Here is a 25,368-nt window from a genome sequence, read left to right on the forward strand (position 1 = left end):
TAAATAATTGCCGGAAAGTAGATAATGAAAAAAATTAAATTACATTATGCATGGTTCGTTCTGCTGGGTGTTATATTGATCCGCGGATTTGCCGGAGGTGGAATTAATATGACATCCGGGCTGTTCCTGTTTCCAGTTTCGCAGGAAATTGGAGTGGGAATGGGAACTCTGTCAATATATTTTAGCATTACTTCAATTGTGATGGTTTTATGGCTTCCATTTGCTGGAAAATTGATCAACAAATATGATATTCGTATCGTCACAATTGCAGGTGCAATTCTGCAGGCGCTTTCTTTTGTGGGAATGGGATTTATGAATGCTGTATATGGCTGGTATCTCTTAGCAATTCCCTATGCCATGGGTGCTACAATTCTGGTGAGCCTGTTAGGACCAATCCTGATTAACCGATGGTTCTCAAAAAAAGCAGGAATGATGATGGGAATACAAATGGCATTTGTAGGGCTGTTCGGAGCAGTATTTCAGCCTGTGACTTCCAATATTATTTCCCAGCGGGGGTGGCGGTCCGGTTATATTTATATCGGCGGAGCCACATTTATAGTAGTTATATTAACGGCCCTGATACTACTTAAAAACAGACCGGAAGAGAAAAAAACAATGCCTTATGGAGCAGTCGATTTCCAGTCTGCAAGGCAGGAGACAAATAAGCAGGAGACAAATGAGCAGGAGACAAATGAGCAGGATCATGACAAATCAAAAGGGGATTATGAGACAGAAGGGCAGGTACATGATACGGTTGAAATATCAGAAAAGACAGCGCTTCGTTCCACTTCATTTTATTTACTGCTGTTTTTCATGATTGCAATCACCGGTATCGGAGTATTTACACAGCATATTCCAACCTACGGTTCGCTGCTGGGGTATAGCACCCGGGAGACCGGAAATGCATTGGCATTTGCTTCCGTTGGAAGTGCCATTGGATCTATTGCAATTGGAATTATCAGTGATAAAATTGGCAGCCTTAAGACATGTTATGGGATTCTGGGGATTGGTCTTATTGCAGTGATTGGATTTATATTAAGTGGAACAGGATTTCTGATTTTTAGCGTATCCACATTTTTACATGGTCTGATAAGCTCGGGAATCATGGTTCTGGCACCAATTCTCACAATAAAGTTTTATGGGCAGAAAGATTATGAAAAAATATTTGCAAAAGTTTCTATGGGTGCCCCTATTGCATCGATTATCCTGATTCCTGCGTACGGGTTTATTTATGATTTAACAGAAAGTTATCAGGTTGTTCTGGTGGGAATGATCTGCTTACTGGCCATTGCAGTGCTGTGTATATCAGTCGGATGGAAAAACAGATGTACGCAGTCGGGGTGCCCTTCGCCGTGGGGGACGAAGGGATAAAACTCAAGAGAGGGAAACCCGACATTATCAACATTATGAAAAATATAATGGTATGAAAGTACCCTTTGATGCATTAATTGTTCGCCCCAAATCACATCCTATAATCTTTCAGTTACTGTCTTTATGAAGCGCAAACTTATAGTGTGAAATCTAATTTAAAGGCTGGAGAGAGGCAGAGAACAGGTGGAAGATACTGATACAGATATTAGTAAAAACCCGTAAAGCCTATAAAATAAGGATTTGCGGACGTATAAAAAGTTATAAAGAGATAATCAGAAACTTATTTTTAGTCTAAATTAAACAGAATAAAAAAGTTGGAATTTTACAAGAATAACTAAAATAAACACAGATTCCGGTACACTTTGAAATCCTATTCAAACAAGGAATTACAGAAGTGAGCCGGAATGGTTCTTTTATTATCTTAATTTTAACCCTAATAAGCCGCAGCCGTAAGCGGCTTCTTCTTTTATGTCCGGAATGGTAAGTTCAGCTTTAAATGTACTGGCAAATAGCTGCTGGAGCATAGGATTCATCCGAATTCCGTTCCCGCTTCCAACCAGGGTTTTGATAGGTTTTACATCTTCTGGAAACTGTGTATACAAATTATAAAGTTCATCGCAGATACCCTGAAGGATCCCAAGGGTAAAATCGCCAGGATGGAAATTTGCTACCTTAAGATTTTGAATGGAGCCAGTAATAGAAGCATCCTGCCTTGTACCGCAAAATCTTGTGTCTACATTTAGTGCCTCACCATGGGCAGCTGCATCAATAGCCATACGGTTCATGACCTCATATGTGGAATTCTGAGGTATGATGCCAAACTGAGCCAGCGTCTCTTCAAAGAAATTTTTCAAAAGAGAATAGGAATATCCGCCGCACAGAGAGGAGCCCGCCAGCAGATAGGTGTCTCCCAGGTAAGGCCTGCATTCAATTTGCGCTGACTGGTAGGGAGTCCGAGTCATAATGGAAATCTGGCTGCCGGTACCTACATTTACCAGACAGGCATCTTCCGAATTCATAGATGCCAGGAAGCTAGCCTGATTGTCACCGAGGGCTGCTGTAACCGGAATACCGGTGTCTGTTTCGCCAATATAGCATTCACCGCAGGCAATTTCAGGCAGCATATCTGCTGATAAACCAAGAGAGGTGACTGCCCCAAGATCAAATTTATTGCGTTTTATATCGTACATTCCAAGACTGGCTGCCATACTTTGGTGAATCAAAGGGGTTTTCCGGTTAGCCAGGCGCATAGCAATGTAGTCTGGAATTGTGCACAGATAAGCGGCATCAGAAGGAATCAGCTGGTTCACATGATTATAAAAATGTGTTGTCATGCCGAATCCGGTAGCCATAGCATATCCTGTCCTGGCAGTTAAAAAACCTGCGTACGTCAATATATTCCGGCAAGCATTATCTCCTTTGCCATTTTGACCGTCAATATGGCCCCAGTCATCTTGCCAATCGGTATTGTCGCACTGATTCTGCCAGTCAGAACCGACTCTGTCATCTTGCCGGCTAATATCCCCTCTCCCATCCTGCCAGGTAAAGAGGGGGCTTACAGCCCGCCCCTTCTGATCCACATACAGAATTCCATGCATCTGCCCGGTGATACCGATGCTGGCAATGTCTGAATGAGATATCAGATAATGATTTGCCATTGCAATGCAGGTGTCAAGAATTTTAGCCGGATCCTGCAGGCGCTCAAAGGATTGGGCGGCTGCCAGGGTGGATTTATTCGGCTTTGTGACGGAATCTAATAAAGTTTTTGTTTCTGCATCAATTAGAACGGAACAAATGGTCGTTGTTCCAATATCTATACCAATAGATTTCATGATATTCTCCTTTTATTTTTACGCAAATTGCAGACTGCGTATCCACATGTTTGATCATATCTTAGTATTTCAGGCGAGCAAGCTAAGAAGTTAACATATGCGCAGGGGATGAACATACGGTATATGTATAGTAGGCCTTTCGGGATTACCACACCAGGGACAGCGCATATTGCAGCCTTGTAAATGATAAAACAAACGATTACCCGGACCGTCTTGAATAGTTAAAATCTTTTTCAAAATAGGCTATATCCAAGTAGAACACCTGTCTTTCTATATATGAAATATAGCATGTGAATTGGAGTTTGTCAATTGATTTGACAAACTATTGAAAATAGCTTATGATTATTGAAAAGATTGTATAATCTAATCGAAAGACAAATAAGAAAAGGGGAATACCATGGGGAATGCCAATAATATGAAGCTGCGCAACCAAAGGAGTATTATAAATTTTCTGCGGCAGCAGCCTATGTCAAGGGCGGAGTTAGCCAGGCAGACAGGACTGACCAGAGCTGCTATTTCAGTTTTAATTGATACATTGCTGGGTGAAGAAATTGTATCTGAGGACCAGCTGGTTACCGGGAAAGTAGGCAGAACGTCTATGACCATAAAGTTAAATCCGCAGAAATACAGAATTTTGTCCATTAATATTGCAAGGGATATCTGCAGCGTAGGACTTTGTGACTTTTCAGGAGAAATACTGATGGTAGAAAAGTTTCCCCAGAAAAAAGAAATATTGGCAAAACAGATGCTCAACTGTCTTTATCAGAAAGCGGTGGATTTTTTAAAAAAGGACAGAGGTGCGGACAGACTGCTTGGTATTGGGATTACAGCACCGGGTCCTTTAGACAGCATAAAGGGAACAATTCTAAAACCTTCGAATTTTGAGAATTGGCATCAGATAGAAGTTGTCAGTTATTTTAAGGAAAAGTTTGAGTGTCCTGTTTATATGGAAAATAATGCCCAGGCATTGGCTATGGCAGAACGATATTATGGAGCAGGTGTCCGGGAAGAAAGTTTTCTGGAATTAGTTGTGGATACCGGAGTTGGCGGGGGATTGATCTTAAATGGCAAACCATACAAGGGTATTCATGGATACTGCGGTGAGATCGGACATACTACGGTTAATTTGGATGGGGAACGCTGCAGCTGCGGGAATCATGGCTGCCTGGAACTTTATGCCGCAATACCAAATATTTTGCGGTCTGCCATGGAAAAAGATAAATCCTTAACCAGCTGGGAAAAAATAATGGATGCTTATGAAGCAGGAGACGCTGCCGCTGTATGGCTGGTGGAGCGGGAGTGCCGTTTACTGGCAGCATCGTTAACTACTATGATGAATCTCCTGGATGTGGGGGTGATATTTGTATCAGGAGAATTATTATACAAAGGAGCTTTCATATATCCCTGTATGGAGCAATTGATGAAGGATCAAATGCTTGGTCACAGGGGGAGATCCATAAGGATCTGTCCATCCGGTTTACCTAAAGAATCGGCTATGATAGCCGGTGCCAATCTGGTTTTAGAGAAGTATGCGGCTGGTTTTGAAACAGCAAAATCATAAATTAATATTTCAGCAACAAAAGTCAAACATATTACAAATAATAAAAAGCTATTCTCTTATCATCAATTGAAACACGGACAATGCAACAAGAAGTGGAGAATAAGAAAATGGCGAAATCAAAATTAGTAAAAACGAATCAAAAAATTGCTGAAGATGTAATTGGCGGTTACAAGAAGATTGAGACGGGAGTAGTTGATGGTTACAAGAAAATTGAGACAGGTGCAGTCGGTGGTTACAAGAAAATTGAAACGGCTGCAGTAGGTGGCTTCAACAAAATTGCCGATAAGTTCGTGGATAATTATCTTACGAAAGAAGGCGAATCGGTTGAAGAAGCACGAGCAAGGTTAACAGAAGAACAGAATAACAGAAAAGCATCCAGAAAGGCAGGTATCCGACAATGAAAAAAAGTACATTTGTATCTATGATCTTAGGAACAATTGGTGGAATTTTATTTTCTTTGGGTATGTGCATGGCGTTGATTCAGGAGTGGAATGCCTTCAGACCAGGAATTATTATGGGAACAATTGGTATAGTAGTGCTTTTTATCATGGTTTTTGTCTGGAGAAGGATGGAAAACAAGGCGCCCATCAGGCTGTCCGGTAAAACAATTGGGGCAGCGCTGATTGGTATTATGGGAGCGTTGCTTCTAGGTGTAGGAATGTGTCTTACCATGGTGTGGAGCCATATGGTGGCCGGTATTGCGATTGGTATCTTAGGAATTATTTTAATCCTTTGCCTGATACCTTTCGTGAAAGGATTAAGAGAAGCGTAACCAGCTTATAGGATAAGCTGGTTCATAACCGAAACCGGATTAAATTTTTAATGGACAGGGCAGGTTTAGAAAGCAAAAAGCAGGAAATATGTGAGAGCATATTCCCTGCTTTTTTAAGGTTGTGTTAATGAAAATGGTATATTTTAAATCTCATAAATACCGAAATGATGTGTTTATAAGATTTTACGTTAGACTGTTTCGCTATGGTTGGAATAGCCGATGGGTGAGACTTTGCTAAGAAAAAATAGTATAAAATATATGTTTGTCGTCAGCGTTAAGCAGCATGAAATAAATTAAAATAAAAAAACATGACAATGCTCTATGTGAAATAGCATCAATTTTATATTCCGGATCAACTCTGCGGCCTATTAAATGCGGAACAAATATAATATCAGATACTGTTTGTAAGACCAGGACTTGCAGCCACGCATATAAAATAAATTGTTCTGAACCATCCGAGATTAGATATAATATAATTGCTATAACAGCATTTACAGCACAACTATGCTTATATTCCATATCGCACCAGTTACGAAGTTTTATAAAGGCGAATGTGCCTATGGCACTCGTAACAGCAATTATAAAAAGTATAATCTCCGGACCTGCTGAAATTATTTTCCAGATCATAAATATACCCATTCTTATTTAAAATAATAAAGTGTAACGTATGTATTGTAATGTATTTTGGGACGTGTGGAGTAGAAATGTATTGAAAAGTAGGTTTTATGCATTAAATATATCTACTTCACGCACGACAGGGAATAGTTTCATCTTAAATTTGGGTTTAGCTGATTAAGACGCTTTGTAGATGTAGGTAGTGTACGGAAAGATGGGTGTGGGAAACTGGCATGGGCTCCGTCAGCTGGCCGCAGAACTGGTATTTTCTAACCTTTCCGAAGCGCTTTTTGGCGGCACGCGGGCATTCACCGAGAAATCCTGATGCATTTCTCGGTTCAGTACCCGCTTAGTATCCGATGGGAGCCAGTCGAATACTATCCGCCAAAAAACACTCCGGAAAGGTAAGTAAATACTCAGATCTGCTCTACGCTTCCTCCGCCCATACCAGTTTCCCACACCCATCTTTCCGAGATAGCATTCGTTGATACAAAGCTGGTTTTCTCAGCTTGGTGGAGACCCCTGGGTTGTGACGGTCTGTTCGTTTTTGGATGCAGCAGAGTTTGTTACGGCAGTTCAGTGTGAAAGGGGGATGATAAGACGAAATTTTACCTGCTTTCCTGATCACAGACTTTACCGGATGTAGGTACTATAACCACAAATATACTGTAGTAGAATTTAGAGACAGTTCACAGTGATAACATCCAGCTGGTTTATTGGTTTTTATGTGATCTAAGCCAATAACGTCCGGCATACCACACGCCCGGGGCTCCACCCTGCTGAGAAAACCAGCTTTGTATCAATAAACTGCATCCCGGAAAGAGAAGGGGGCGGACCATGGCAGGCGTTTGGAAGGCGTATAGCAGATCTGAGCATTTACTTACCTTGCCGGAGTGTTTTTTGGCGGATAGTATTCGACTGGCTCCCATCGGATACTAAGCGGGCAGTGAGCTGCGAAATGCATCAGGATTTCGCAGCGAATGCCCGCGTGCCGCCAAAAAGCGCTCTGGGAAGGTTAGAAAATGCCAGTTCTGCGGTAAGTCTTCCAAACGCCTGCCATGGTCCGTCCCCTTCTCTTTTCGCGCACTACTTCCATCTACAAAGCGTCCCCTTACTCAGCTAAACCCAAATTTAAGATGAATTTATTCCCTGCAGCTCAAGAACCTGTTTACAAATTGCTTTCAAACATAGCATTTTAAGGTTCTGTTAAGGTTAAGAATAGCTGAGGATAAGAGAGCAGGCTTATGCTATGAATATCACTTGAAAAGAAATAAAGTTAAGAAAATGGAGGATAATAAAATGAATAGTATGGTATGGCTTATAACAGGAGCAGTTTTATTGGTACCGGCAATGTTGGTCTTTTTTTATCATCTGGGAAAATGGATCTATAATGATGCAAAGAGCAGAGGAATGCGCCCCGGGCTTTGGACGGTAGTCGGACTGTCAGGACAGAACATGGGGGGATTTCTGATTTATCTTTTAAGCCGGAAAAGCAAAAAAGAGATGGAGACAGAGACAGAGCGCAGATGTGTCAGAGTCAGTTGCGTATCATTTATGATCATGAATCTGGGAATCATCTGCTGCGTGGTATATATCATTCAGCGTTTCCTGTAGTCCATAAAGGCTGCCTGCACAGCCAAACTTCGCTGCAGGAAACGGGACTTCAACGCTATGCACAGCCGGAGCATGTTATAAACAGACGTTGGCGGGGAGCAGGCAGTGGGAACATGTATGTATATGGAGGAAAGATAATGAAAAGAGAATTGATATTAAAAGTGGAACATTTGACAAAAGGTTACCGGAAACAGGAAGTATTAAAAGCAGTGGATCTGGAGGTGGAAAAGGGACATATTGTGGGTCTGCTGGGAAGAAATGGTGCAGGGAAGACAACGCTGCTAAAAACGATCTTAGGTCTGGGAGTCCATTATGAAGGGAACATTTATTTTCGGAATCAGTTGTTAGATCCTGAAGATATTGAGCAAAAAAGCAGGATTGGTTCCTTGGTTGACGTGGCATTCTTTGATGACCTGACAGCGTGTGAGAATTTAAAAATACCAATGATGATAACAAAAGGAATGGGAAAACGTGAGGCTGAAAGAAGAATTGACGAAATTCTGGAATTTGTGGATTTGGCAAATGCGAAGAAAAAGAGAGTAAGAACCTTTTCATTTGGGATGAAACAGCGTCTTGCTTTGGCGCAGGCGCTGATTACGCAGCCGGAGCTGCTGGTCTTAGACGAACCTTTTGTAGGTCTGGACCCGATCGGAATTGAGGAAACCATATGCATGCTGAAACAGCTGTGTGAAACACAGAATACTTCGATTATCTTCTCCAGCCATCAATTGATGGAAGTAGAAGAACTTGCGGATGAAATTGCTGTTTTAAGCAGGGGGAAAATTACCTGTATGGATACATATGAAAATATCAGACAGAGCGGACAGTCGTTAATTGAATTAATGAAATAGGGAGGGGCAGAAAGATGAATACGCTGCAAGTATATAAGATGGAATGTTATAAGATGGGAAAGAAAAAATCGAGCTGGATGCTTTGGCTTCCCTGTTTGCTAATAATTTTAATCTCACTTGGAATAGGGAGCGGAAATGTAACGGTTACCCAGGAGGGAACTTCCACACGTTCAGTGTTATCCTGCATGGATTATTTCATATCCGTCTGGAATATATTATCCGGATTTGGAATAATCGGCATTTTAGTTATATTAACTGCTTCGTTACAGTTATCGGGAGAAATAGAAAGAGGGCAGATTAAGACCAGCCTGCTTAGAGTGGGAAAGAGGAGCCAGGTGATTCTTGCGAAATTATTTGTGATGATATCGGTTGTGGTTATGATGACTCTGGCTATGACGGTAACAATTTTCGTCTGTTACTATTTGATTATTGTACCGGATGGGATGGGAAACGGTACATTTTCCATATCGGCAACCGGTTTGACGAATTTTAAAGCAGTTGGAGCGGCACTTAGCTGGGGGGCAAACCATATTATTTTAAGTGCAGCGGCATTTCTGGCGGGAATCTTCTTTGGGCCATTTGTAACGTTTATGATAACCTTGATACTTATGTTTGCAGAAAAATACCTGGTAACGCTGGGAGTTTTTAAAATTTTAAGATATCTGCCGGAGGGATTTGTGGATTATTTGATGGCAGGCGGATCAATTAAAATTACGGATGTGATGTTAATTGCTGCTTGTACATTTGTAATTACAGGTGTTATGATATTTATAACAATCAATATTTTTAAAAGGCAGGATATCCGATAACATATGCTGCATAATAAAGGAGACACGGCGAGATATGGGAAAGAGAATATTACTGGCAGATGATGAACGGGAGATTATCGAGTTATTGCGGCTGTATCTTGAAAAAGATGGATATGATGTACTGGTAGCTGGGGACGGCCTTTCCGCGCTGCAGATTCTGCGGAGGGAAAAAGTGGATTTGGCTGTGGTTGATATTATGATGCCGAATCTGAACGGTTACGAATTGATTAAAGCCATTCGAAAAGAGAAAAATCTCCCGATCATTGTGATATCGGCAAAAGGGGAAACCGCGGATAAAATCCTAGGCCTTGGGCTTGGTGCAGATGATTATATTGTGAAACCCTTTGATCCGTTGGAGGCTGTAGCAAGAGTGGATGCAAATATACGAAGATTCTACTGTCTGAGCCAGGCTGAAGCGGAAGAACCGTTAAAAGTACATGATCTGGAGTTGAATTTGCAGCAGTGTACCCTTTGTAAAGGGGAAGAGACAATGGAACTGACATCTATCGAGTTCAAGATACTGAAACTCTTTATGGGTGCCCCGGGCAGGGTATTTACAAAAAAGCAGATTTATGAGGCGGCATGGGAGGATCAATATATTGTTGACGATAACAATATTATGGTTTATATCAGTAAAATCAGGGATAAAATCGGAGAAAGGAACGGAGAATCTTATATCAGAACAATCAGGGGTCTGGGATATAAGATGATTTCAGAATGAAATGAGGAGAAAAGAAAAAAGTCTGAGTATTTATCTTATAAAACAGTTTATTTTATTTTCCATCCTGATTATTGCAGCCACCAGTGTTTTTGGTTTATTTGCGTCACATGTTCTTGTTAATGACAAAGATGTGCTGCATATATTCAGTGCCAGCGAAGTCATCCGGCAGGATTATGAAAATAGTGATATTTCATTGCTGGAAGATTTTGACGGATGGATAGAAATACTGGATGCCCGGAATCGGGTGATCTATACGAAAGGAAAAGTTCTGGAGAAAAAGACATCTTATACCCAGGAAGAATTACTGGAACAGAAAGGAATTGAATACCTGCTGAAGCACAATGTTACCAAGATTGCGGGGATCCTGGAAATTAATACAACGGATCCGAATGAGAAAGATCCCGGGTATGTGTGTACAACTACGAATTTTCAGGGAGCGGATGGAGAGCGGTATCTTGGAATTGTGAAATTTCCTATGGGTAAGCTGAAAGCCAGTTTTACTTTTTATAACCCTAAAGGAGATATGGGGGCATGGCTTGGAAGGACGGCTTTATACCTTAGTGCCGGTTTTATACTTATATTTATCCTGTGCGTCTGGTGGTATTCCATATCAATTAAACGGCACGTGGGAGAACCCAACAAGAAGCTTGCAGCAGGACTTTCTGAGTTAACAGCAGGCAATTATGATCTGCATCTTTCCCTCCAGGCGGAGTATGAGTATAGCGCCATTGAAGAGTCTTTTCAGGTTTTGGCTCAGGAACTGCGTCATGCGAAGGTGCAGCGCCAGCAGTATGAAAATGAAAAACAGCAGTTGTTCAGCAATATCGCTCATGATCTGCGCACGCCCATAACCACGATTAGAGGATATGCGAAAGCAATTGCAGAAGGTGTTGTGGTGGAGGAAGAGAAAAAACAGGAGTATATTGGCACTATCGTAAAAAAGACAGATCATCTCAACGAACTGGTGGAATTATTATTGATTTATACCAAACTGGAAAATTCAGAGTATCAATTTGTATTTGAAGAAACAGATTTTACAGAATTTGTACGTGAGGTAGTAATTGAATATATGGATGATTTTGAAAGAGAGGAGATGGAGCTGGAACTCGAAATCCCTGAGGGTGAAGTGAGGCTTTCAATAGCAAAGACGGAGATCAGAAGAGTAATCGGAAATCTTTTAATCAATGCAATAAAGCATAATCCTCCCCATACAAAAGTACGTTTGAAACTTTATGAAGAGGATCATAACGAGATATTATTTGAAGTTGCGGATAATGGTGAACCGATTCAAGATGAAGTAAAACTGCATATGTTCGAACCCTTTGTTAGCGGAAATGAGTCCAGAACATCCGGCAGTGGAAGCGGTCTTGGGCTTAGCATCTGCAAAAAAATTATGGAAAAGCACCGTGGCAGTCTCACTTACCATGAAACAGCAAACCATTGGAAATGCTTTCGAATCCGTTTTGATTCGTCTGCTAACAGAGAATCCTATTAAAATGGACATGGTTTAATTAAATGGAGCTGTCAAATGAAAAAAATCACAGTCCTTATAAGGATGGTCAAATTGTACTGGCAGATCTTTTTCACGAATTTTAACGAAGCCTGCTTTTTCGTAAAATTTATGTGCACGTTCCGTGTTTTTAGGTGTATCAAGAAATAGCTCCTGAAACCCGTGCTGCTTTGCAAAAGAAAGCAGTTCGGCATATAATTTCCGGCCTAAATAAAATGGTTTTCCCCGGTAATCCTGTTTTACAAAAAACTTTTTTAATACACCGATACCGTGGCTGCAATGCATAAGACCGATACTCCCTACTATATTCCCATGATCTGTGGCTACCCAAAAGCAGCCTCCTTCTGAAAAATATTTTTCCCTGATACATAGCAGTTCAGGCTGGTCATATACGGTGACGGCTGGCCTGGTTCCATCATTCTGGCATCTCAGTACAAGTGCGATAACTTGATCTCTGTCAGTTTCTTCATATAATCTAATCTGAATCATTTTCATTCCTCTCCTTGCTTTCTGTAAATGTTGTAATAATAGCAGCTTTGGTTTTTAACTGATTGGTTAACATCCTCAAACAGTTGTTGCCATAACCTGGTGTTCCATTTATAATAACATCAAACTATACTTTAAACAAATTGAAATTATAAAAATAATAGTTCAATATTTTTGAATAAAAAGCGGAGGTGGATTATGGATCTTAAATATTTACAAACCTTTCAGACAATTGTGAAAGAGGGGAGTTTTTCAAAAGCCGCTGTTAAACTGAATTATACACAGTCAACCATTACCTTTCAAATCGGTCAGCTGGAACAGGAACTTTCAGCCAAACTGTTTGAGAAAATCGGAAGGCGTATGGTTCTGACAAAAGCCGGAGAACAACTGATTCCTTATGTGGAAGACGTGATTAATTCCGTAGATAAGATGCGGTGCTTTGAACGTGATCTGGCAAAATGCCAGGATAATTTACGGATTGGAGTGGGAGAATCGCTGCTTTGCTATCTGCTGCCTTGCGTACTGAAGGAATTTCATAATCGGGCACCAAAAGCGAAACTGTATCTCCATTCCATGAACTGTTATGACATTCGTGATGAATTAATGAACGGAACTCTTGATATAGGGTTATTTTATGAAGATGTCGGAGGATTCGGATCGAATCTGGTTACCTATCCCTTTGGAAAATATCCCTTAACACTTGTGGCTTCTCCGGAAATAAAGCAGGATTATCCCGATTTTATAACACCCAATCAGAAGATTTCCCTTCCATTGATTATCAATGAACCGAATTGTATTTTTCGTCAGATATTTGAACAGTATCTTCGGGACAAAGCGATTCAGCTGGATCATACAATTGAATTATGGAGCATTCCAACAATTAAAAATCTTGTAAAAAACAATACGGGCATCTCTTTTCTCCCACGATTTGCAGTCCTGGATGAATTAGAGAGGGGGGAATTAACGGAGATTTCCACAGATATTTTGAATGTGCGTATATCCGCTGTATGCGGCCATCATAAAAATAAATGGATTAGTCCTGCTATGGAGCTGTTTATCCGGCTGGTAAAAGAAAGTACCCAATAGAATATTGGCATATAACCATAGAATTTTGACATACGAGCTGTAATAAAAATCTGATATAATTATGAAAAATACCCCTGCTTATGAGAAAGTAAAAGCAGGGGATTTCGCTATTACCAATAACTGGAATGGAATATTCATCCAGAAACGAGACGCAAATGCTATGTTATAAGCATTTTTTTATTAAGCACTTGTGCAGGGGCTGAATCATTTTACCGGCACGACATTTTCCATGGTAGAATATATCAATAGGAGGGCTTTTTCATGCGTAAGATGATTGGAAATATATCCTGGAAAAAGATTATTAAAAATCTGTCCATTCGTCAGAAGATGCTGCTGGCGCTGACACTCTGCGTTATTCTGCCCATTATTCTGCTGGGAATCATTACCACAACCAGGGTGCTGCGCCTCAGTGAACAGAACCAGTATGAGATCCAGATTAACCAGCTGACAAAATCGGGAAAAGATATAGAAAAATTATATGATACTGTGGTTCAGGAGATATCGGCTTTGGCAGGTGACCGTTCTATACAGGCAATCGCAGCAGGGAATGCATCTGTCATGGATTTTAAGAATGCAGCTAAAAGTATGCTGGAAGCAAGTGAAAAGATAAACAGCTGCAGCAGTATCGCACTGAGTAAAAATGGCCAGGTGCTGTTTCAGAGGGGGCCGCTCTATATGGATGAACGGGAAAATCTGGACTTTACCAGGCAGATTGAAGAAGAAAAGGTACCGTATCTGTGGGCAGCAGAGCATCCTGTCACATTTAAAAGGGGAATTAATGTAAGTACTTTGAGTCAGCTTTCCTACTATATGACCATTATGAAGGGGCTTACCCTGGAGAATGAAGGCGTCATCAGTGTTCACATCAATGCGCCTGAATTCATCGGTCAGTTTTCACCTTATCAGGGAGAGAATATGATTGCAGATGTATTCATTTTTGATAAACAAGGTGAGGTGCTTGTAGAAAACAGTAATAATGAGGAACTTAAAAATCTGTGCTGGGAAGAATTCCTGAATCAGGAACAGGACGGGGATTCCGGTTATTTTCCGGTTAAGACAGGAAATGAGGGATATATTGTATTATATGCTAAATGCGGTTCCGGCGGATGGTATTTATTTCAGGTTGAGAAGAAACTCTCCATTTATAATACCCAGATTATTTTTATTGTCATTGCAGTGCTTCTTTGTGTGGTGTTTGGGTTTGTTTACAGTATGATACAGAACCGGACCATTATTATGCCGCTGCATCACTTATCAAACCGTATTGATGTTGTAAAAAGCGGTGTGCTTGAGAAGCGGGATTATGAAACGGCGCACGATGAAATGGGGAATGTAGAAAAGGGATTTGAAGATATGGTTTCCCATATCAATGAGCTGATCAATCAGGTTTATATCCAGACGATCAAGACTCAGGATGCGGAAAGAGAAATGCTGCTGGCGAAGATGAATCCGCATTTTCTCTATAATTCGCTGGATTCCATGCACTGGCTGGCAATCCGGAATAAGGATTATGAGGTAAGCGAACAGCTGGAGGCGCTGGCAGATGTGTACCGCCATATCCTGCGGTTTGGAGAAGGGATGATCTCGGTTCAGGATGATATGGAGTTTATTGACAATTATCTCTTTCTGCTTGATTTCCAGATGGGTGACCGGGTAGAATTCAGGAATGATATACCGGAGGAGCTGCATTGTTATTTAATACCAAAGCTCATCACCCAGCCGCTGGTGGAAAATGCTGTCCAGCATGGACTGCGGGATGTGAATACAGGCGGAAAGGTGAAAATCAGGATGCGCAGGCAGCAGGGGGATCTGGTCATTACTGTTCTCGACAATGGAGTGGGCTGCGATGTGGAAAAGATCCGAAATCTGCTAAAAGATAAAGAGGGAAAGGAGGCATTTGCACTGCGCAATATCGATGAAAGAGTCTGGCTGCGTTATGGGGAAGGATACGGGCTAAAGATGTACAGCAAAGAAGGCAAAGGCTGTATTGTACAGGTCAAAGTGAAGCTGGAGGCAAAAGTTTGAAAGAATTGCAGGCAGTATTTCAGGCAAGCCTGCAATATGCAGAGGGTATAAGTTTGGAAGAAAATTAAAATATAGAAAGGAAGCCACGATGTGATTCTTTCAAACTGTTTTATTATGGCAGTATTGCAGGCAGGCCTGCAATATGCAGTGGGTATAACTATGAGATTAATGGTTGTGGATGACAACAGACAGATACGGGAGGGAATCCATTACGGGATTGCATGGAGTGAGTATGGAGTTGATGAAGTGCGGGAATATGCCGATGGGGAGGAAGCCAGAAAGGCACTGAACACCTATCAGCCGGATATTATCATAGCGGATATTAAAATGCCGGGAATGGACGGCTTGCAGTTGTTAGAGCATGTGAGAGAGCAAAGAAATAACTGCAGGTACATCTTATTAAGCGCATATTCTGATTTTACATATGCGCAAAAGGCAATTCGGCTTGGGGCGGATGATTATATACTAAAACCCATCAAGCCCGGAAAATTAGTTGAAATAGTGATGAAAAATGCCAGGGAGCTGCTGGAGGCACAAAAGGAAAAGAAGGCTTATTACGATGTATATGAAAAGAGCTTTCTGCATTCCCTGATCAATGGCGGGGAAATAGAGAATGTGGAAAAATTCAGGCAGATGCTGGACCATAAATACCGGCTGAAGCTGTCTGCAAATTATGCGTTCCTTGCGCTCTTCTGGCTGGAACAGGCGGATGGCTCTATTCGGAAAAGACCCATAGCAGACCAGGCTGCTGACCAGATACGGGAAAGGCTGCATGAACAGGGTATCGTGTTCGCGCTCCAGGAAGATCTGCTTTTATTTCTTGGCAGAGGTGACCGGTCCCAGCTTCTGAATCTGGATTACCAGTACCAGGTAAAAAATGTAATAGAGGGAGTGAGCCGGGAATGGATGGAGCGGAATCTGGTGATTACCACCGGAATCTCAGAGGCAAGAAGTATAAAGGAACTGCATGTTGCCTATGCCCATGCAAAAGAAGCGCTGGAACAGACCTATTACAGTCTTTCCGGTGCCTGTGTGATCTATACTCATCCCGAAAAAGAAGATAAGAAATTTCCGGAAGAACAGCAGAAAGGCTATATGGAACGGATTGCAAAAAGCGTTCAAAGGTGTGATGCGGCAGAACTTCATATCAATATGGGATCACTGCTGGAAATGGGGCTTAGGGAAAAGTATGACCGCTGTGAGATGATCAGTTTTATAAAAAAACTTTATCTTTATCTGATTCGTCATGGGGGACTGGAAGGCGATCCTGATTTTGAAAGAAGGACCCTTGAAAATGCAGCTCATTATGAAAACGGCATCCTGGAATTTGAAGATTACCTCATACAGGGTTTGCGAAGAGGGCGGGAGCTGACAGAGTCAGAAAATTATTCTGTAATGATTAAGAATATCTGTACCTATATGGATGAACATTACAGTGAACCCATCAGTGTAGATTCCGTTGCTGACGTTTTCGGGCGAACACCGAATTACGTGTCATCCAAGTTTAAAAAAGAAGTGGGAAAAAGTTTTACGGACTATCTGATTGATTTACGTGTTGGAAAAGCATTGAACATGCTGAAATACACAGACCTTCCAATTAGTGAAGTAGCAAAGAAAACAGGTTTTAGCAGTTATGCATATTTTTCCAGAACATTTCGGAAATGCACAGGAAGGAATGCCGGGTCATTTCGAAGTGGAGGCTAAAAGTGTGAAAGAAAATCGCTTTCACACTACAGATTTGGAAAACAGTGCGGAAAAATGACATGTTTGTGTAGAATATTGGCATAAATGCATATACACACAACTGCTATAATAAAGCTATCTTCTTAAAGAGAACAAAACAAATACAGGAGGTCAAAAGGGATGAAAAAGAAATTATTAGCAGTAGTACTTGCAGGTACGTTAGCATTGACCATGGCAGGATGCGGCGGAGGTTCCGACAAGGGAGCCGGGGACAAAGCAGCCGGGGACAAAGCAGCAGAGACGAAGTCAGCAGAGACCAAAACAGCGGAGTCGGAAACAAAAGCATCACAGGGAGCAGAAGCAGCAGGAACGGAAGAGAAAAAGGATACCACTTCTGCAGAGGGAAAACAGGATCTTGTCATTATGATTACAAACCCCGGTGATGTCAATAATGCGGTAGAACAGAAATTGATTGATAAGTTGGGTGATAAATACAATATTATCACCAAGACCTGGGATTCAGCATCGGTAGAGCAGACAGTAAAGACAGCATCAGCCGCTAATGAGCAGATAGATCTGGTACAGTACTGGCCGAATCAGATGAACAGCTTTACGGAGGTAGGACTTGCCACAGATCTGACCCCGTACATGGATGATAAGTGGCGGTCTTCCTTTAACGAAGGCACGCTGGAGATCGGAACTTATGACGATAAGCTATACAATGTAGCTTATAAAACGGTATACCCGGCAATGATCGTTGATCTGGAAGTAACCCGTGCTGCAGGAATCGAGGACAGTGAGATCAAAGACCAGATGACATGGGAAGAATTCTGTGATTTATGCAGAAGAATTGAAGAAAAATCAGACGCATCCGGTGCAGGAATTCCGGATACCTATGCATGCTGGCTTACAAGAAATGCAGTTATGCAGGTATGGGATACCAACGAGGAACTGGATAAATGGAATGACGGAGAAGTTTCTTTTAAAGATGACCACATAAAAAATGCATTTGAAATGGTGAAATCCGTATTTGATGAAGGACTGTTTTACCCGGGAGAAGGAGCTCTCGCAGTTACACAGGATCAGCTCTATGGAGCTATTTCCTCCCATAAAGTTGGATTTATCTTTGAGCCTACCACTTCCGTTAAGACAACGATTGATAACTCCGGATTAAAAGATTATAAGATCTGTGATTATCCTGCAATGGGTAAAAATCCAACGAATCCGGTACTTGGCGGTTGTGACGGATACTTTATTCCAACCAGTTCTAAGAATGTAGAAGGTGCTGTAGAAGCTATGAAATATCTGACCAGCGAAGAGATCATGACATTCCGTGCGGAAGGCGGTCAGGTACCCTGCGCCAGAATAGCGGAAGGTGCGAATGTAGATGAAGCGTTCATGGAATCAATTTCCAGATGTTCAGAGCAGATCTATCCTACGGAAATCATTAACGTTGGTGCAGAACTGTCTGATTATATGCAGAATCAGATGCCTGCGAACTATATCTACAATGGCGAAGCATCTCTGGATGAATTGGAAGAGTTAAGAGTGGGAGCAGTTAATAAGTAATCGGTTTTCGAAATTCACCGGTTATTAGTACTTAAAGTGTATGCTGCCTCAAAATAAATGCAGCGTTTGTTTTGGGGCAGTATTTTTGTACGCTTTTTTAGAGTTTATTTGAAAATTTAGAGCGTGTTTTAAATACATACATGATCTGGCTATCGGGAGAATCCCAGGCCTGCTTGTAAATCTAAGCTGTAAAGGAGGAAGAAAAATGGCAGAAAAATCTACGTCAGTAAAAAAGGTTGGCAGAAAAGCCATGAGCAGTACACGCAAGCTCCAGCTTATCGGGGGATTGTTCAGTCTGCCTGCATTGGTTATCGTAACATTTGCCACAATTATTCCGGTTATCTGGAATGTGGTTTTAAGTTTTTGTAACTGGGATGGAGTGTCTGCAATGACCTTCAACGGAATTGGGAATTTTATGAAGGTTTTTGCAGACAAATCCAGCATGAAAGCAATCGGCTATTCACTGGTCATTGCCATGATTGCAACAGCAACGGCCATGGTAATAGGAATTTGTCTTTCCTTACTAATCTATAAAGTAACAAAGGTGGAGGGGGCTATTTACCGCTTTGTGTTCTACAGCCCTGTTATGCTTCCCTTGTCCGTGGTTGGTTTATTATTTACTTTGGTATTAGCTACCGATGAAGGACTTTTGAATAATATTCTGGGTCTGATCGGATTGGAATCTCTGCAAAATGCATGGCTGGCAAAGAAAGGCCTTGTTCTGACCGTGATCGGACTGGTGCAGGGATGGCGCAGCAGCGGTACCGTGATGATGCTGGTGTTTACGGGAATTATCGGCCTGCCGGTTGATTTGTTTGAATCATCCAAACTGGATGGTGCAACCTACAGACAGGAAGTACGCCATATAATCCTGCCCCTTGTGAAGCCTACCATACAGCTGGCATTGTCCATGTGCGTCATGAGTGCTTTCAAAACCTATGACATCGTATTTGCAATGACCGGAGGAGGACCCGGGGATATTTCTAAAACGGCACCCCTGAAAATAATTGAGCAGGCATTTATGTTTAATAAATATGGTCTGGCGGCATCCAACAGCGTAATCTATGCAATCATCGTCATCGTTATTTTAGCCATTTTGAGAAAAGGAGTGGGAGGGGATAAATATGAGTACTAAGACAGCGGCAATTGCCTGCCGGGCACCAAAAAAGAAATTTAATACATTTGCAGTGGTCTGCCGTGTGATATTGATTTCACTGGTATTGATCTGGATTTATCCCGTGTTATTTTCCCTGCAGACCTCATTTAAAACCCTGGAAGAATTTTTTGCCAATATCTGGGCAATGCCCCATTCCCTTGGTGTTGATAACTTTGTAAAAGCATTTACCCAGGGACATATCGGGGAGTATTTTATAAACAGTATTATTATTGCAGCAGTTTCGCTGGTAAGTATAGAAGTAATATCCGTTATGGCGGCTTACTCTCTTGCCAGACTCCGCATTCCCCATACAGGTGTGATTATTATGCTGTGTTTTGCTATTCAGCTGCTGCCCACAGAGACGATCATTATCCCGCTCTACATGATGATGTCCAGGCTTGGGATGCTGGGGGTGAAATATCTGCCGATTATCATTGCCTATGTAGGCTGGTCCATACCCGGAACCACTATAATTCTGAAAAACTTTTTTGACACCATACCAAAAGAGCTGCTGGAAGCGGCAAGAATTGACGGCTCCGGTGAAATCCGCAACCTGTTTAAGATTGTGCTGCCTCTTATGAAAGGAGCGCTGGCAACCTGTATTGTAATGAACTTTACCTTCGTATGGGGAGAACTGATGTGGGCGAAAACAGCGACCATAACAACTGTCAGCGGACTACCCCTCACCGTAGGATTGATGAACTTTAAAGGTGAATTCGGAACGAACTGGCCCCTCTTATGTGCAGCGATCTGCATGATTGTGATTCCGCTGTATCTGGTTTTCTTATTTTTACAGAAGTATTTTATATCGTCGTTAACAGCAGGAAGTGTGAAAGGCTAAAGCGTGTCTGAAAAATGGTACAAGTGTTTTTCAGACACTCACAAGAAAGGAAGGTGGCATACGATGAAGATTCACAGCTTGAAAATAAACCATATCAAACGTCCGCAGGGCTATCTGTATAAGACACTGACTGCATCTTATATTACAGAGAATGATGCTGGGATGAGACAGGAAAGTGCCAGGATTCTGGTTTCCCGGGATGTAAGTTTTACGGATATCGTATATGATACCGGAAGATCTGCCGGGGTATCCGGATTAGGAACGCAGCTTTCTTTTCCCCTGGAACCAAGGACACGCTATTACTGGAAAGTCAGTGTGTGGGATGAAAATGGAAATGAAAAAGAAAGCGTTAAGGAATGGTTTGAAACCGGCCTTATGGAAGGGGGATTTACCGGACAGTGTATTACACCGGATCTTGCCCCGTCCGTACAGCCTACATTTGTAAGAGAATTTGTATTGGATAAAAAGCCGGAGTCAGCCAGACTGTATCTGTGCTGTCTCGGTGTCTATGAAGTGTATGTAAACGGGAATCGGGTGGGAGATGAGGTACTGGCGCCCGGTCTTACGGTTTATCACCATTATGTACAGTACCAGACTTATGATGTAGGGAGTATGCTTCACTGCGGGAAAAACGATATCGAGGTGATAGCAGGAGACGGCTGGTATAAAGGCTTATATGGATACCGTCAAAATAATGATTACCGGAGTGGAAAAGCATTTGAGCTGCTGGCTGACCTGTATGTGGACGGTGAGCTTGTACTATGTTCCGATCTGAACTGGCAGGTGAAAAAGAGTAAAATTATCTTCAGCGACATTTATGATGGAGAATACAGGGATGATACCCTGGATGATTCCGGGCGGTTTCCGGTAAAGGCAGGAAATCTGGATAGAAGTGTGGTGAAGGAACGGCTGGGACTTCCGGTAAAGGTGAAAGAGATCCTGAAACCCGTGGCGGTTATTGTTACCTCCAAAGGAGAAACTGTTCTTGACATGGGACAGAATATGGTGGGCTGGGTCGCTTTTACCTGCCGGGAAAAAGCAGGTACGCTGATCAGTCTGGAGCACGGAGAAGTGCTGCAGGACGGTTGCTTTTATAATAAAAACTACAGGACGGCTAAGGCCAGATATGATTATATTTCCGATGGACAGGAAAAGACAGTACATGCAGCATTGACGTTTTTTGGATTCCGTTATGTAAGAATTACTGGAATAGAAAATGTCCGGCAGGAAGATTTCAGAGGGGAGGTTCTGTACAGCGATCTGGAGGAGACCGGTACGATGAAGACCGGTAACGAGGATCTGAATCAGTTGATTTCCAATATTTTATGGAGCCAGAAGGGTAATTTTCTGGATATTCCAACAGACTGCCCCCAGCGGGATGAAAAAATGGGCTGGACAGGTGATGCACAGATCTTTGCAGGAACTGCATGTCTGAATATGGACTGCTATGAGTTTTTTCGTAAATATCTCAATGACATTTCCCTGGAACAGGCAGATACCAAAGGACTGGTTCCGCAGATCGTACCCTCTGTCGGAAGAAATGAACGGACATCGGCAGCCTGGGGGGATGCAGCCGTGATCATCCCATGGGTCCTGTATCAATATTATGGGGATTCCGGCATACTGGCGGAACAATATGAGAGTATGAAAGCATGGATTTCTTATATAGACAGGCAGAATAGTGAACACGGAACAGACCCCAGTCTGTGGCAGAACGGATTCCACTACGGGGACTGGCTTGCACTGGACGGCGGATGTTACCATATGCCTACCGGAGGAACAGACGTATACTACATTTCTTCCGCGTATTTTTACTACTCCGTAAATCTGCTGGCAAAGTCAGCCGGTGTTTTAGGAAAAGGGGCGGACTGTGAAAAATACAGCAGGAAGGCAGAGCAAATCCGAAATGCTATCCTCAAGGAGTATTTTACGGCAAACGGCAAACTAAGTATTGATACCCAGGCAGCCTATACGGTGGCAATAGTCTTCGAACTGGTCCGGGAAAAAGAGCAGCTGGAACTGATCAAAGAACAATTTCTGCTGCGGATACGAAAAGATGGCTACAGTCTCAAAACGGGGTTTGTTGGCACACCTTTTATTTTAGAAGCATTGTCCAGGTGCGGGCGCAGTGATCTGGCTTTCCGGATCCTGCTTGATAAAGAATACCCCGGCTGGCTGTATCCTGTGACTCTAGGTGCCACTACTATGTGGGAGCGGTGGGATGCACTGAATCCGGACGGAAGTATGAGTGACAGCGGCATGAATTCCCTGAACCATTATGCCAATGGCTCCGTACAGGAATGGATGTATTCCCGGATGGCAGGAATTAAGCCTCAAAGTGACGGCGCCGGTTTTAAACACGTATCTATAAAGCCTCAGATCCATCCGGGAGCAGGGTGGATGGAGACGGTGCTTAAGACAGCAGCCGGTGTATATAAAATCCGCTGGGAAATCCAAAAGGACAATAAAATGTTATTAACCTGCAGCATTCCATTTGATGCCACAGCAGAAATTACTCTGCCCTGCTGTCCTGGCAAAGTAATTCTAAATGGAGAAGAACAGCCATACCAGCCGGAAAGCATAATACCTGCAGATGCAGGCGAGTGGGTATTCGAATATGTACTTTCCGATAATTACCGCCCATGTTATCACTTGGAGGACAGTGTGAAAGAGCTGGTGCACAATCCGGTCATTAAAGACTATCTGTATAAAAAAGTACCTATGCTGGTTCATACAGATGGAGCGGAGATACAGAATATGACTCTTACTGAGATGTCAAAACTGCCATTTTTTCTTGGGATCGGAACCAGGCTGGGACTGGATGAGGAGGTTTTGGAGGAAATTGAGGGGTATGTTTGTGGGATTGGGAAGTGGTAAAAGATGAATTAAAAAGGAATATTTCATATATTAGATAATTGGGATATCGCAATAATTGAAAAAGTTAACTTGTTGGAATAAAAAATTGAAGTAATTGGATTGTTAATAGAAAATTATAAGCAAGTATAAAATCGTCACTATGGAAGTGGCGATTTTTTGATATAATGAATAAAAAATATTGCTGTTTGTATTTAAATATTGGGTAAATTTATATACTTAAGTAGAAACCAGATGAATATATGGTAAAAAATTACAATTACTTATATACAAAAGGTTAATGTTTTAGTATAATTATAAATATTAAAATTTAGAATAAACCTATAAAGAAAGGAATTACAAACTATATAATTAGAAAGGAAATATTATATGGAAAATAAAGAAAAATATAATCAATTGCTATTGAGTATGAGTACCTTCTATGCTTTTAATGGGAAAGTAAAAACTTCGGAAGATTTACAGGCATTATTAAAAAAGTATATAAATATAAATTCAACAGATGAACAAGAAGAATGTAGGAAAGTCATATGGGAATATTCAGATCTGGAAAAGGATCAGGAGGGTGAGAAAATCACTGGATTAAGTCAGTTAGAAGTGATCCCTAAAAAGCTGATTGTAGATTTGAGAAATGCAGGTGAACAATTAGATGAGATTTTAATAATTTCTACGGAAGAAACAGAAAAAAATATTTCATTTACTGTTAAAGAAAATGATAAGACAGAAAATAGTAGTAGTACCGCTAATGATAATAATAATTCTGAAAAGATAATAACTTCAAATATATCTTCCAGAAAATTTTTTGAAGAACGAATTAAGAATTGGTGCAAATTAAAAGAATATCACATTCCAGATTTCAAACCTGTAATAATAAAGGAAGAATCTAAAGTACCAGGAGATAAATTCCTTGAGATAGTAACTAAAATACGCGATAAAAAGAATAATAAGGATTATAGTCTATGGATAGATACACATGGCGGATTGAGAAATATTCAATTTTTAATGAATGCCATAATCTATTTGTTAAAGGATGAAGAGATAGAGCCGAAAGGGATATATGGTATTGAGGCTAATAATAATACGAAAAAAGGTAAAATTATCACGGAAAATGAAAAATATCAAGTATTTACTTTTATGGCGGGAATGAATGAGTTTATTAATTTTGGGAGTGCAGCCAGACTAAATGCTTATTTTAACGCAATCAAACAAGATGGTGACTACAGTGAATTGTTGAAATGCATTACTGGAATATCTGAAGCAATCCAGCTGTGTAATATGACTGCTTTTGGAGAAAATGTAAAGAATTTAAAAAGTTTATTTAAAAATAAGGAAATTAAAAAAAGTAATTCTATTATAGAAATTTTTATTGATAGAATAAATAATGAGTATCAAGATTTATTCGATGATTATTCCTGTGAAAACCAAATACGTTGGTGTCTTAAAAAGAATTTTATACAGCAGGCATTAACTTTGGTTGAAGCTAAGATGCCGACAGAGATTGTTAAAGCCGGACTTCTTGTAGAACAAGATAATAATAGTATGGTAATTAATAAATTAAAAAGTAACAAAAAAAAATCAATTGAAAATTGTATAGTTGAAACTGTAGCAACAAAAATATATTATAGTGGTACTTTGAAATATAAAAAAGAAAAAGTCTTATATTTAAGTATAAATATCGAAAATAAGAAACATTATTTTAATATATTTGTATTTGACAACATCGAAAATCATAAAAATATTTTAGAATATTTTTTATATCTTCATTATAAGTTAAAATCGCACCGAAATAATGCCAATCATGCACTTGATATAAAGCGTATTGTCAATGAGGTAGATGAAGTGACAAATAAAATAAATGATTATCTAAAATTATTTGATTTACTTAAAGAAACTAACATTAATAAAGAGATAAAGTCCTTAGATATTGAGGAACATATATTGGACAAAAATCTTTGGGAGACTTGGAAAACAGAAAAATAAAATAATAAGGGAGGA

Annotated in this window: 21 protein-coding genes; 18 read left to right on the plus strand and 3 right to left on the minus strand. The window is 41.0% G+C overall.

Features of this window, described 5'->3' with window-relative positions; all coding sequences use genetic code 11:
- The first annotated feature begins 24 nt into the window (after positions 1-24).
- Positions 25-1,371, plus strand: a complete 1,347-nt coding sequence (locus RHS_RS15445) for an MFS transporter (protein WP_047833686.1) — start codon at positions 25-27, stop codon at positions 1,369-1,371.
- Between the two features lie 416 nt (positions 1,372-1,787).
- On the opposite strand, the gene RHS_RS15450 is transcribed toward RHS_RS15445, so the two are convergent.
- Both RHS_RS15450 and RHS_RS31125 read right to left on the minus strand, forming a co-directional pair.
- Positions 1,788-3,203, minus strand: coding sequence for a sedoheptulokinase (locus RHS_RS15450; RefSeq protein WP_047833687.1), 1,416 nt, complete (start codon positions 3,201-3,203; stop codon positions 1,788-1,790).
- A gap of 90 nt (positions 3,204-3,293) precedes the next feature.
- Positions 3,294-3,440 (minus strand): 4Fe-4S cluster-binding domain-containing protein, encoded by a 147-nt coding sequence (locus RHS_RS31125; RefSeq protein WP_377140876.1) that lies wholly within the window; start codon positions 3,438-3,440, stop codon positions 3,294-3,296.
- A 160-nt stretch (positions 3,441-3,600) separates the two neighbouring features.
- Here RHS_RS31125 and RHS_RS15455 point away from each other — a divergent pair, with 160 nt between their 5' ends.
- From RHS_RS15455 to RHS_RS15495, 9 genes are all read left to right on the plus strand, one after another.
- Positions 3,601-4,764 (plus strand): ROK family transcriptional regulator, encoded by a 1,164-nt coding sequence (locus tag RHS_RS15455; protein ID WP_047833688.1) that lies wholly within the window; start codon positions 3,601-3,603, stop codon positions 4,762-4,764.
- Between the two features lie 107 nt (positions 4,765-4,871).
- Positions 4,872-5,165 carry a hypothetical protein gene (locus RHS_RS15460; protein WP_047833689.1) on the plus strand — a complete coding sequence of 98 codons (294 nt, stop codon included), beginning with the start codon at positions 4,872-4,874 and terminating at the stop codon, positions 5,163-5,165.
- The gene (locus RHS_RS15465) at positions 5,162-5,536 is read left to right on the plus strand and encodes a hypothetical protein (protein ID WP_044293380.1); all 375 of its coding nucleotides are present in this window, start codon (positions 5,162-5,164) and stop codon (positions 5,534-5,536) included. The genes RHS_RS15460 and RHS_RS15465 overlap by 4 nt, the downstream gene beginning before the upstream one ends.
- An 817-nt stretch (positions 5,537-6,353) precedes the next feature.
- A complete protein-coding gene (locus RHS_RS31130; protein WP_255348072.1) occupies positions 6,354-6,476 on the plus strand; it encodes a hypothetical protein in 123 nt (40 codons plus the stop codon).
- 974 nt (positions 6,477-7,450) lie between these two features.
- Complete coding sequence (locus tag RHS_RS15475) at positions 7,451-7,765, plus strand: hypothetical protein (RefSeq protein WP_044288828.1); 315 nt, start codon at positions 7,451-7,453, stop codon at positions 7,763-7,765.
- 137 nt (positions 7,766-7,902) lie between these two features.
- Positions 7,903-8,616 (plus strand): ABC transporter ATP-binding protein, encoded by a 714-nt coding sequence (locus RHS_RS15480; protein WP_047833716.1) that lies wholly within the window; start codon positions 7,903-7,905, stop codon positions 8,614-8,616.
- A 14-nt stretch (positions 8,617-8,630) separates the two neighbouring features.
- Complete coding sequence (locus tag RHS_RS15485) at positions 8,631-9,425, plus strand: hypothetical protein (RefSeq protein ID WP_027292061.1); 795 nt, start codon at positions 8,631-8,633, stop codon at positions 9,423-9,425.
- A gap of 34 nt (positions 9,426-9,459) precedes the next feature.
- Positions 9,460-10,146: a response regulator transcription factor gene (locus tag RHS_RS15490; protein ID WP_047833691.1), complete on the plus strand. Its 687-nt coding sequence runs from the start codon at positions 9,460-9,462 to the stop codon at positions 10,144-10,146.
- Position 10,147: 1 nt separating this feature from the next.
- Positions 10,148-11,641 (plus strand): sensor histidine kinase KdpD, encoded by a 1,494-nt coding sequence (locus tag RHS_RS15495; RefSeq protein ID WP_047833692.1) that lies wholly within the window; start codon positions 10,148-10,150, stop codon positions 11,639-11,641.
- 12 nt (positions 11,642-11,653) lie between these two features.
- On the opposite strand, the gene RHS_RS15500 is transcribed toward RHS_RS15495, so the two are convergent.
- On the minus strand, positions 11,654-12,145 hold the full coding sequence (locus tag RHS_RS15500; protein ID WP_027292058.1) for a GNAT family N-acetyltransferase: 492 nt from the start codon (positions 12,143-12,145) through the stop codon (positions 11,654-11,656).
- Positions 12,146-12,340: 195 nt separating this feature from the next.
- On the opposite strand from RHS_RS15500, the gene RHS_RS15505 reads away from it, so the two are divergent.
- The 8 genes from RHS_RS15505 to RHS_RS15540 all read left to right on the plus strand — a co-directional run bounded on the left by RHS_RS15505 (position 12,341) and on the right by RHS_RS15540 (position 25,353).
- A complete protein-coding gene (locus RHS_RS15505) occupies positions 12,341-13,228 on the plus strand; it encodes a LysR family transcriptional regulator (protein ID WP_047833693.1) in 888 nt (295 codons plus the stop codon).
- A 261-nt stretch (positions 13,229-13,489) separates the two neighbouring features.
- Positions 13,490-15,253, plus strand: coding sequence for a sensor histidine kinase (locus RHS_RS15510; protein ID WP_047833694.1), 1,764 nt, complete (start codon positions 13,490-13,492; stop codon positions 15,251-15,253).
- Positions 15,254-15,343: 90 nt separating this feature from the next.
- The gene (locus RHS_RS15515) at positions 15,344-16,957 is read left to right on the plus strand and encodes a response regulator (protein WP_047833695.1); all 1,614 of its coding nucleotides are present in this window, start codon (positions 15,344-15,346) and stop codon (positions 16,955-16,957) included.
- A 159-nt stretch (positions 16,958-17,116) separates the two neighbouring features.
- Complete coding sequence (locus RHS_RS15520) at positions 17,117-18,505, plus strand: ABC transporter substrate-binding protein (RefSeq protein ID WP_047833696.1); 1,389 nt, start codon at positions 17,117-17,119, stop codon at positions 18,503-18,505.
- Between the two features lie 205 nt (positions 18,506-18,710).
- Complete coding sequence (locus tag RHS_RS15525; protein WP_047833697.1) at positions 18,711-19,640, plus strand: carbohydrate ABC transporter permease; 930 nt, start codon at positions 18,711-18,713, stop codon at positions 19,638-19,640.
- Positions 19,630-20,502, plus strand: coding sequence for a carbohydrate ABC transporter permease (locus RHS_RS15530; RefSeq protein ID WP_395022566.1), 873 nt, complete (start codon positions 19,630-19,632; stop codon positions 20,500-20,502). The genes RHS_RS15525 and RHS_RS15530 overlap by 11 nt, the downstream gene beginning before the upstream one ends.
- A gap of 63 nt (positions 20,503-20,565) precedes the next feature.
- On the plus strand, positions 20,566-23,379 hold the full coding sequence (locus tag RHS_RS15535) for an alpha-L-rhamnosidase (RefSeq protein WP_047833698.1): 2,814 nt from the start codon (positions 20,566-20,568) through the stop codon (positions 23,377-23,379).
- 366 nt (positions 23,380-23,745) lie between these two features.
- Positions 23,746-25,353: a hypothetical protein gene (locus RHS_RS15540; RefSeq protein WP_047833699.1), complete on the plus strand. Its 1,608-nt coding sequence runs from the start codon at positions 23,746-23,748 to the stop codon at positions 25,351-25,353.
- The last annotated feature ends 15 nt before the right edge of the window (positions 25,354-25,368 follow it).

The organism is Robinsoniella sp. RHS, from assembly GCF_001029355.1.
GTDB lineage: Bacteria > Bacillota > Clostridia > Lachnospirales > Lachnospiraceae > Robinsoniella > Robinsoniella peoriensis.

What these genes read in the sequence shown, in the direction of transcription:
- RHS_RS15490 (WP_047833691.1), top strand. Translation starts at nt 9,460, where the DNA reads ATGGGAAAGAGAATATTACTGGCAGATGATGAACGGGAGATTATCGAG.
- RHS_RS15465 (WP_044293380.1), top strand. Translation starts at nt 5,162, where the DNA reads ATGAAAAAAAGTACATTTGTATCTATGATCTTAGGAACAATTGGTGGA.
- RHS_RS15530 (WP_395022566.1), top strand. Translation starts at nt 19,630, where the DNA reads ATGAGTACTAAGACAGCGGCAATTGCCTGCCGGGCACCAAAAAAGAAA.
- RHS_RS15520 (WP_047833696.1), top strand. Translation starts at nt 17,117, where the DNA reads ATGAAAAAGAAATTATTAGCAGTAGTACTTGCAGGTACGTTAGCATTG.
- RHS_RS15445 (WP_047833686.1), top strand. Translation starts at nt 25, where the DNA reads ATGAAAAAAATTAAATTACATTATGCATGGTTCGTTCTGCTGGGTGTT.
- RHS_RS15460 (WP_047833689.1), top strand. Translation starts at nt 4,872, where the DNA reads ATGGCGAAATCAAAATTAGTAAAAACGAATCAAAAAATTGCTGAAGAT.
- RHS_RS15500 (WP_027292058.1), bottom strand. Translation starts at nt 12,145, where the DNA reads ATGATTCAGATTAGATTATATGAAGAAACTGACAGAGATCAAGTTATC.
- RHS_RS15535 (WP_047833698.1), top strand. Translation starts at nt 20,566, where the DNA reads ATGAAGATTCACAGCTTGAAAATAAACCATATCAAACGTCCGCAGGGC.
- RHS_RS15450 (WP_047833687.1), bottom strand. Translation starts at nt 3,203, where the DNA reads ATGAAATCTATTGGTATAGATATTGGAACAACGACCATTTGTTCCGTT.
- RHS_RS15540 (WP_047833699.1), top strand. Translation starts at nt 23,746, where the DNA reads ATGGAAAATAAAGAAAAATATAATCAATTGCTATTGAGTATGAGTACC.
- RHS_RS15525 (WP_047833697.1), top strand. Translation starts at nt 18,711, where the DNA reads ATGGCAGAAAAATCTACGTCAGTAAAAAAGGTTGGCAGAAAAGCCATG.
- RHS_RS15505 (WP_047833693.1), top strand. Translation starts at nt 12,341, where the DNA reads ATGGATCTTAAATATTTACAAACCTTTCAGACAATTGTGAAAGAGGGG.
- RHS_RS15455 (WP_047833688.1), top strand. Translation starts at nt 3,601, where the DNA reads ATGGGGAATGCCAATAATATGAAGCTGCGCAACCAAAGGAGTATTATA.
- RHS_RS15510 (WP_047833694.1), top strand. Translation starts at nt 13,490, where the DNA reads ATGCGTAAGATGATTGGAAATATATCCTGGAAAAAGATTATTAAAAAT.
- RHS_RS15495 (WP_047833692.1), top strand. Translation starts at nt 10,148, where the DNA reads ATGAGGAGAAAAGAAAAAAGTCTGAGTATTTATCTTATAAAACAGTTT.
- RHS_RS15475 (WP_044288828.1), top strand. Translation starts at nt 7,451, where the DNA reads ATGAATAGTATGGTATGGCTTATAACAGGAGCAGTTTTATTGGTACCG.
- RHS_RS15480 (WP_047833716.1), top strand. Translation starts at nt 7,903, where the DNA reads ATGAAAAGAGAATTGATATTAAAAGTGGAACATTTGACAAAAGGTTAC.
- RHS_RS15485 (WP_027292061.1), top strand. Translation starts at nt 8,631, where the DNA reads ATGAATACGCTGCAAGTATATAAGATGGAATGTTATAAGATGGGAAAG.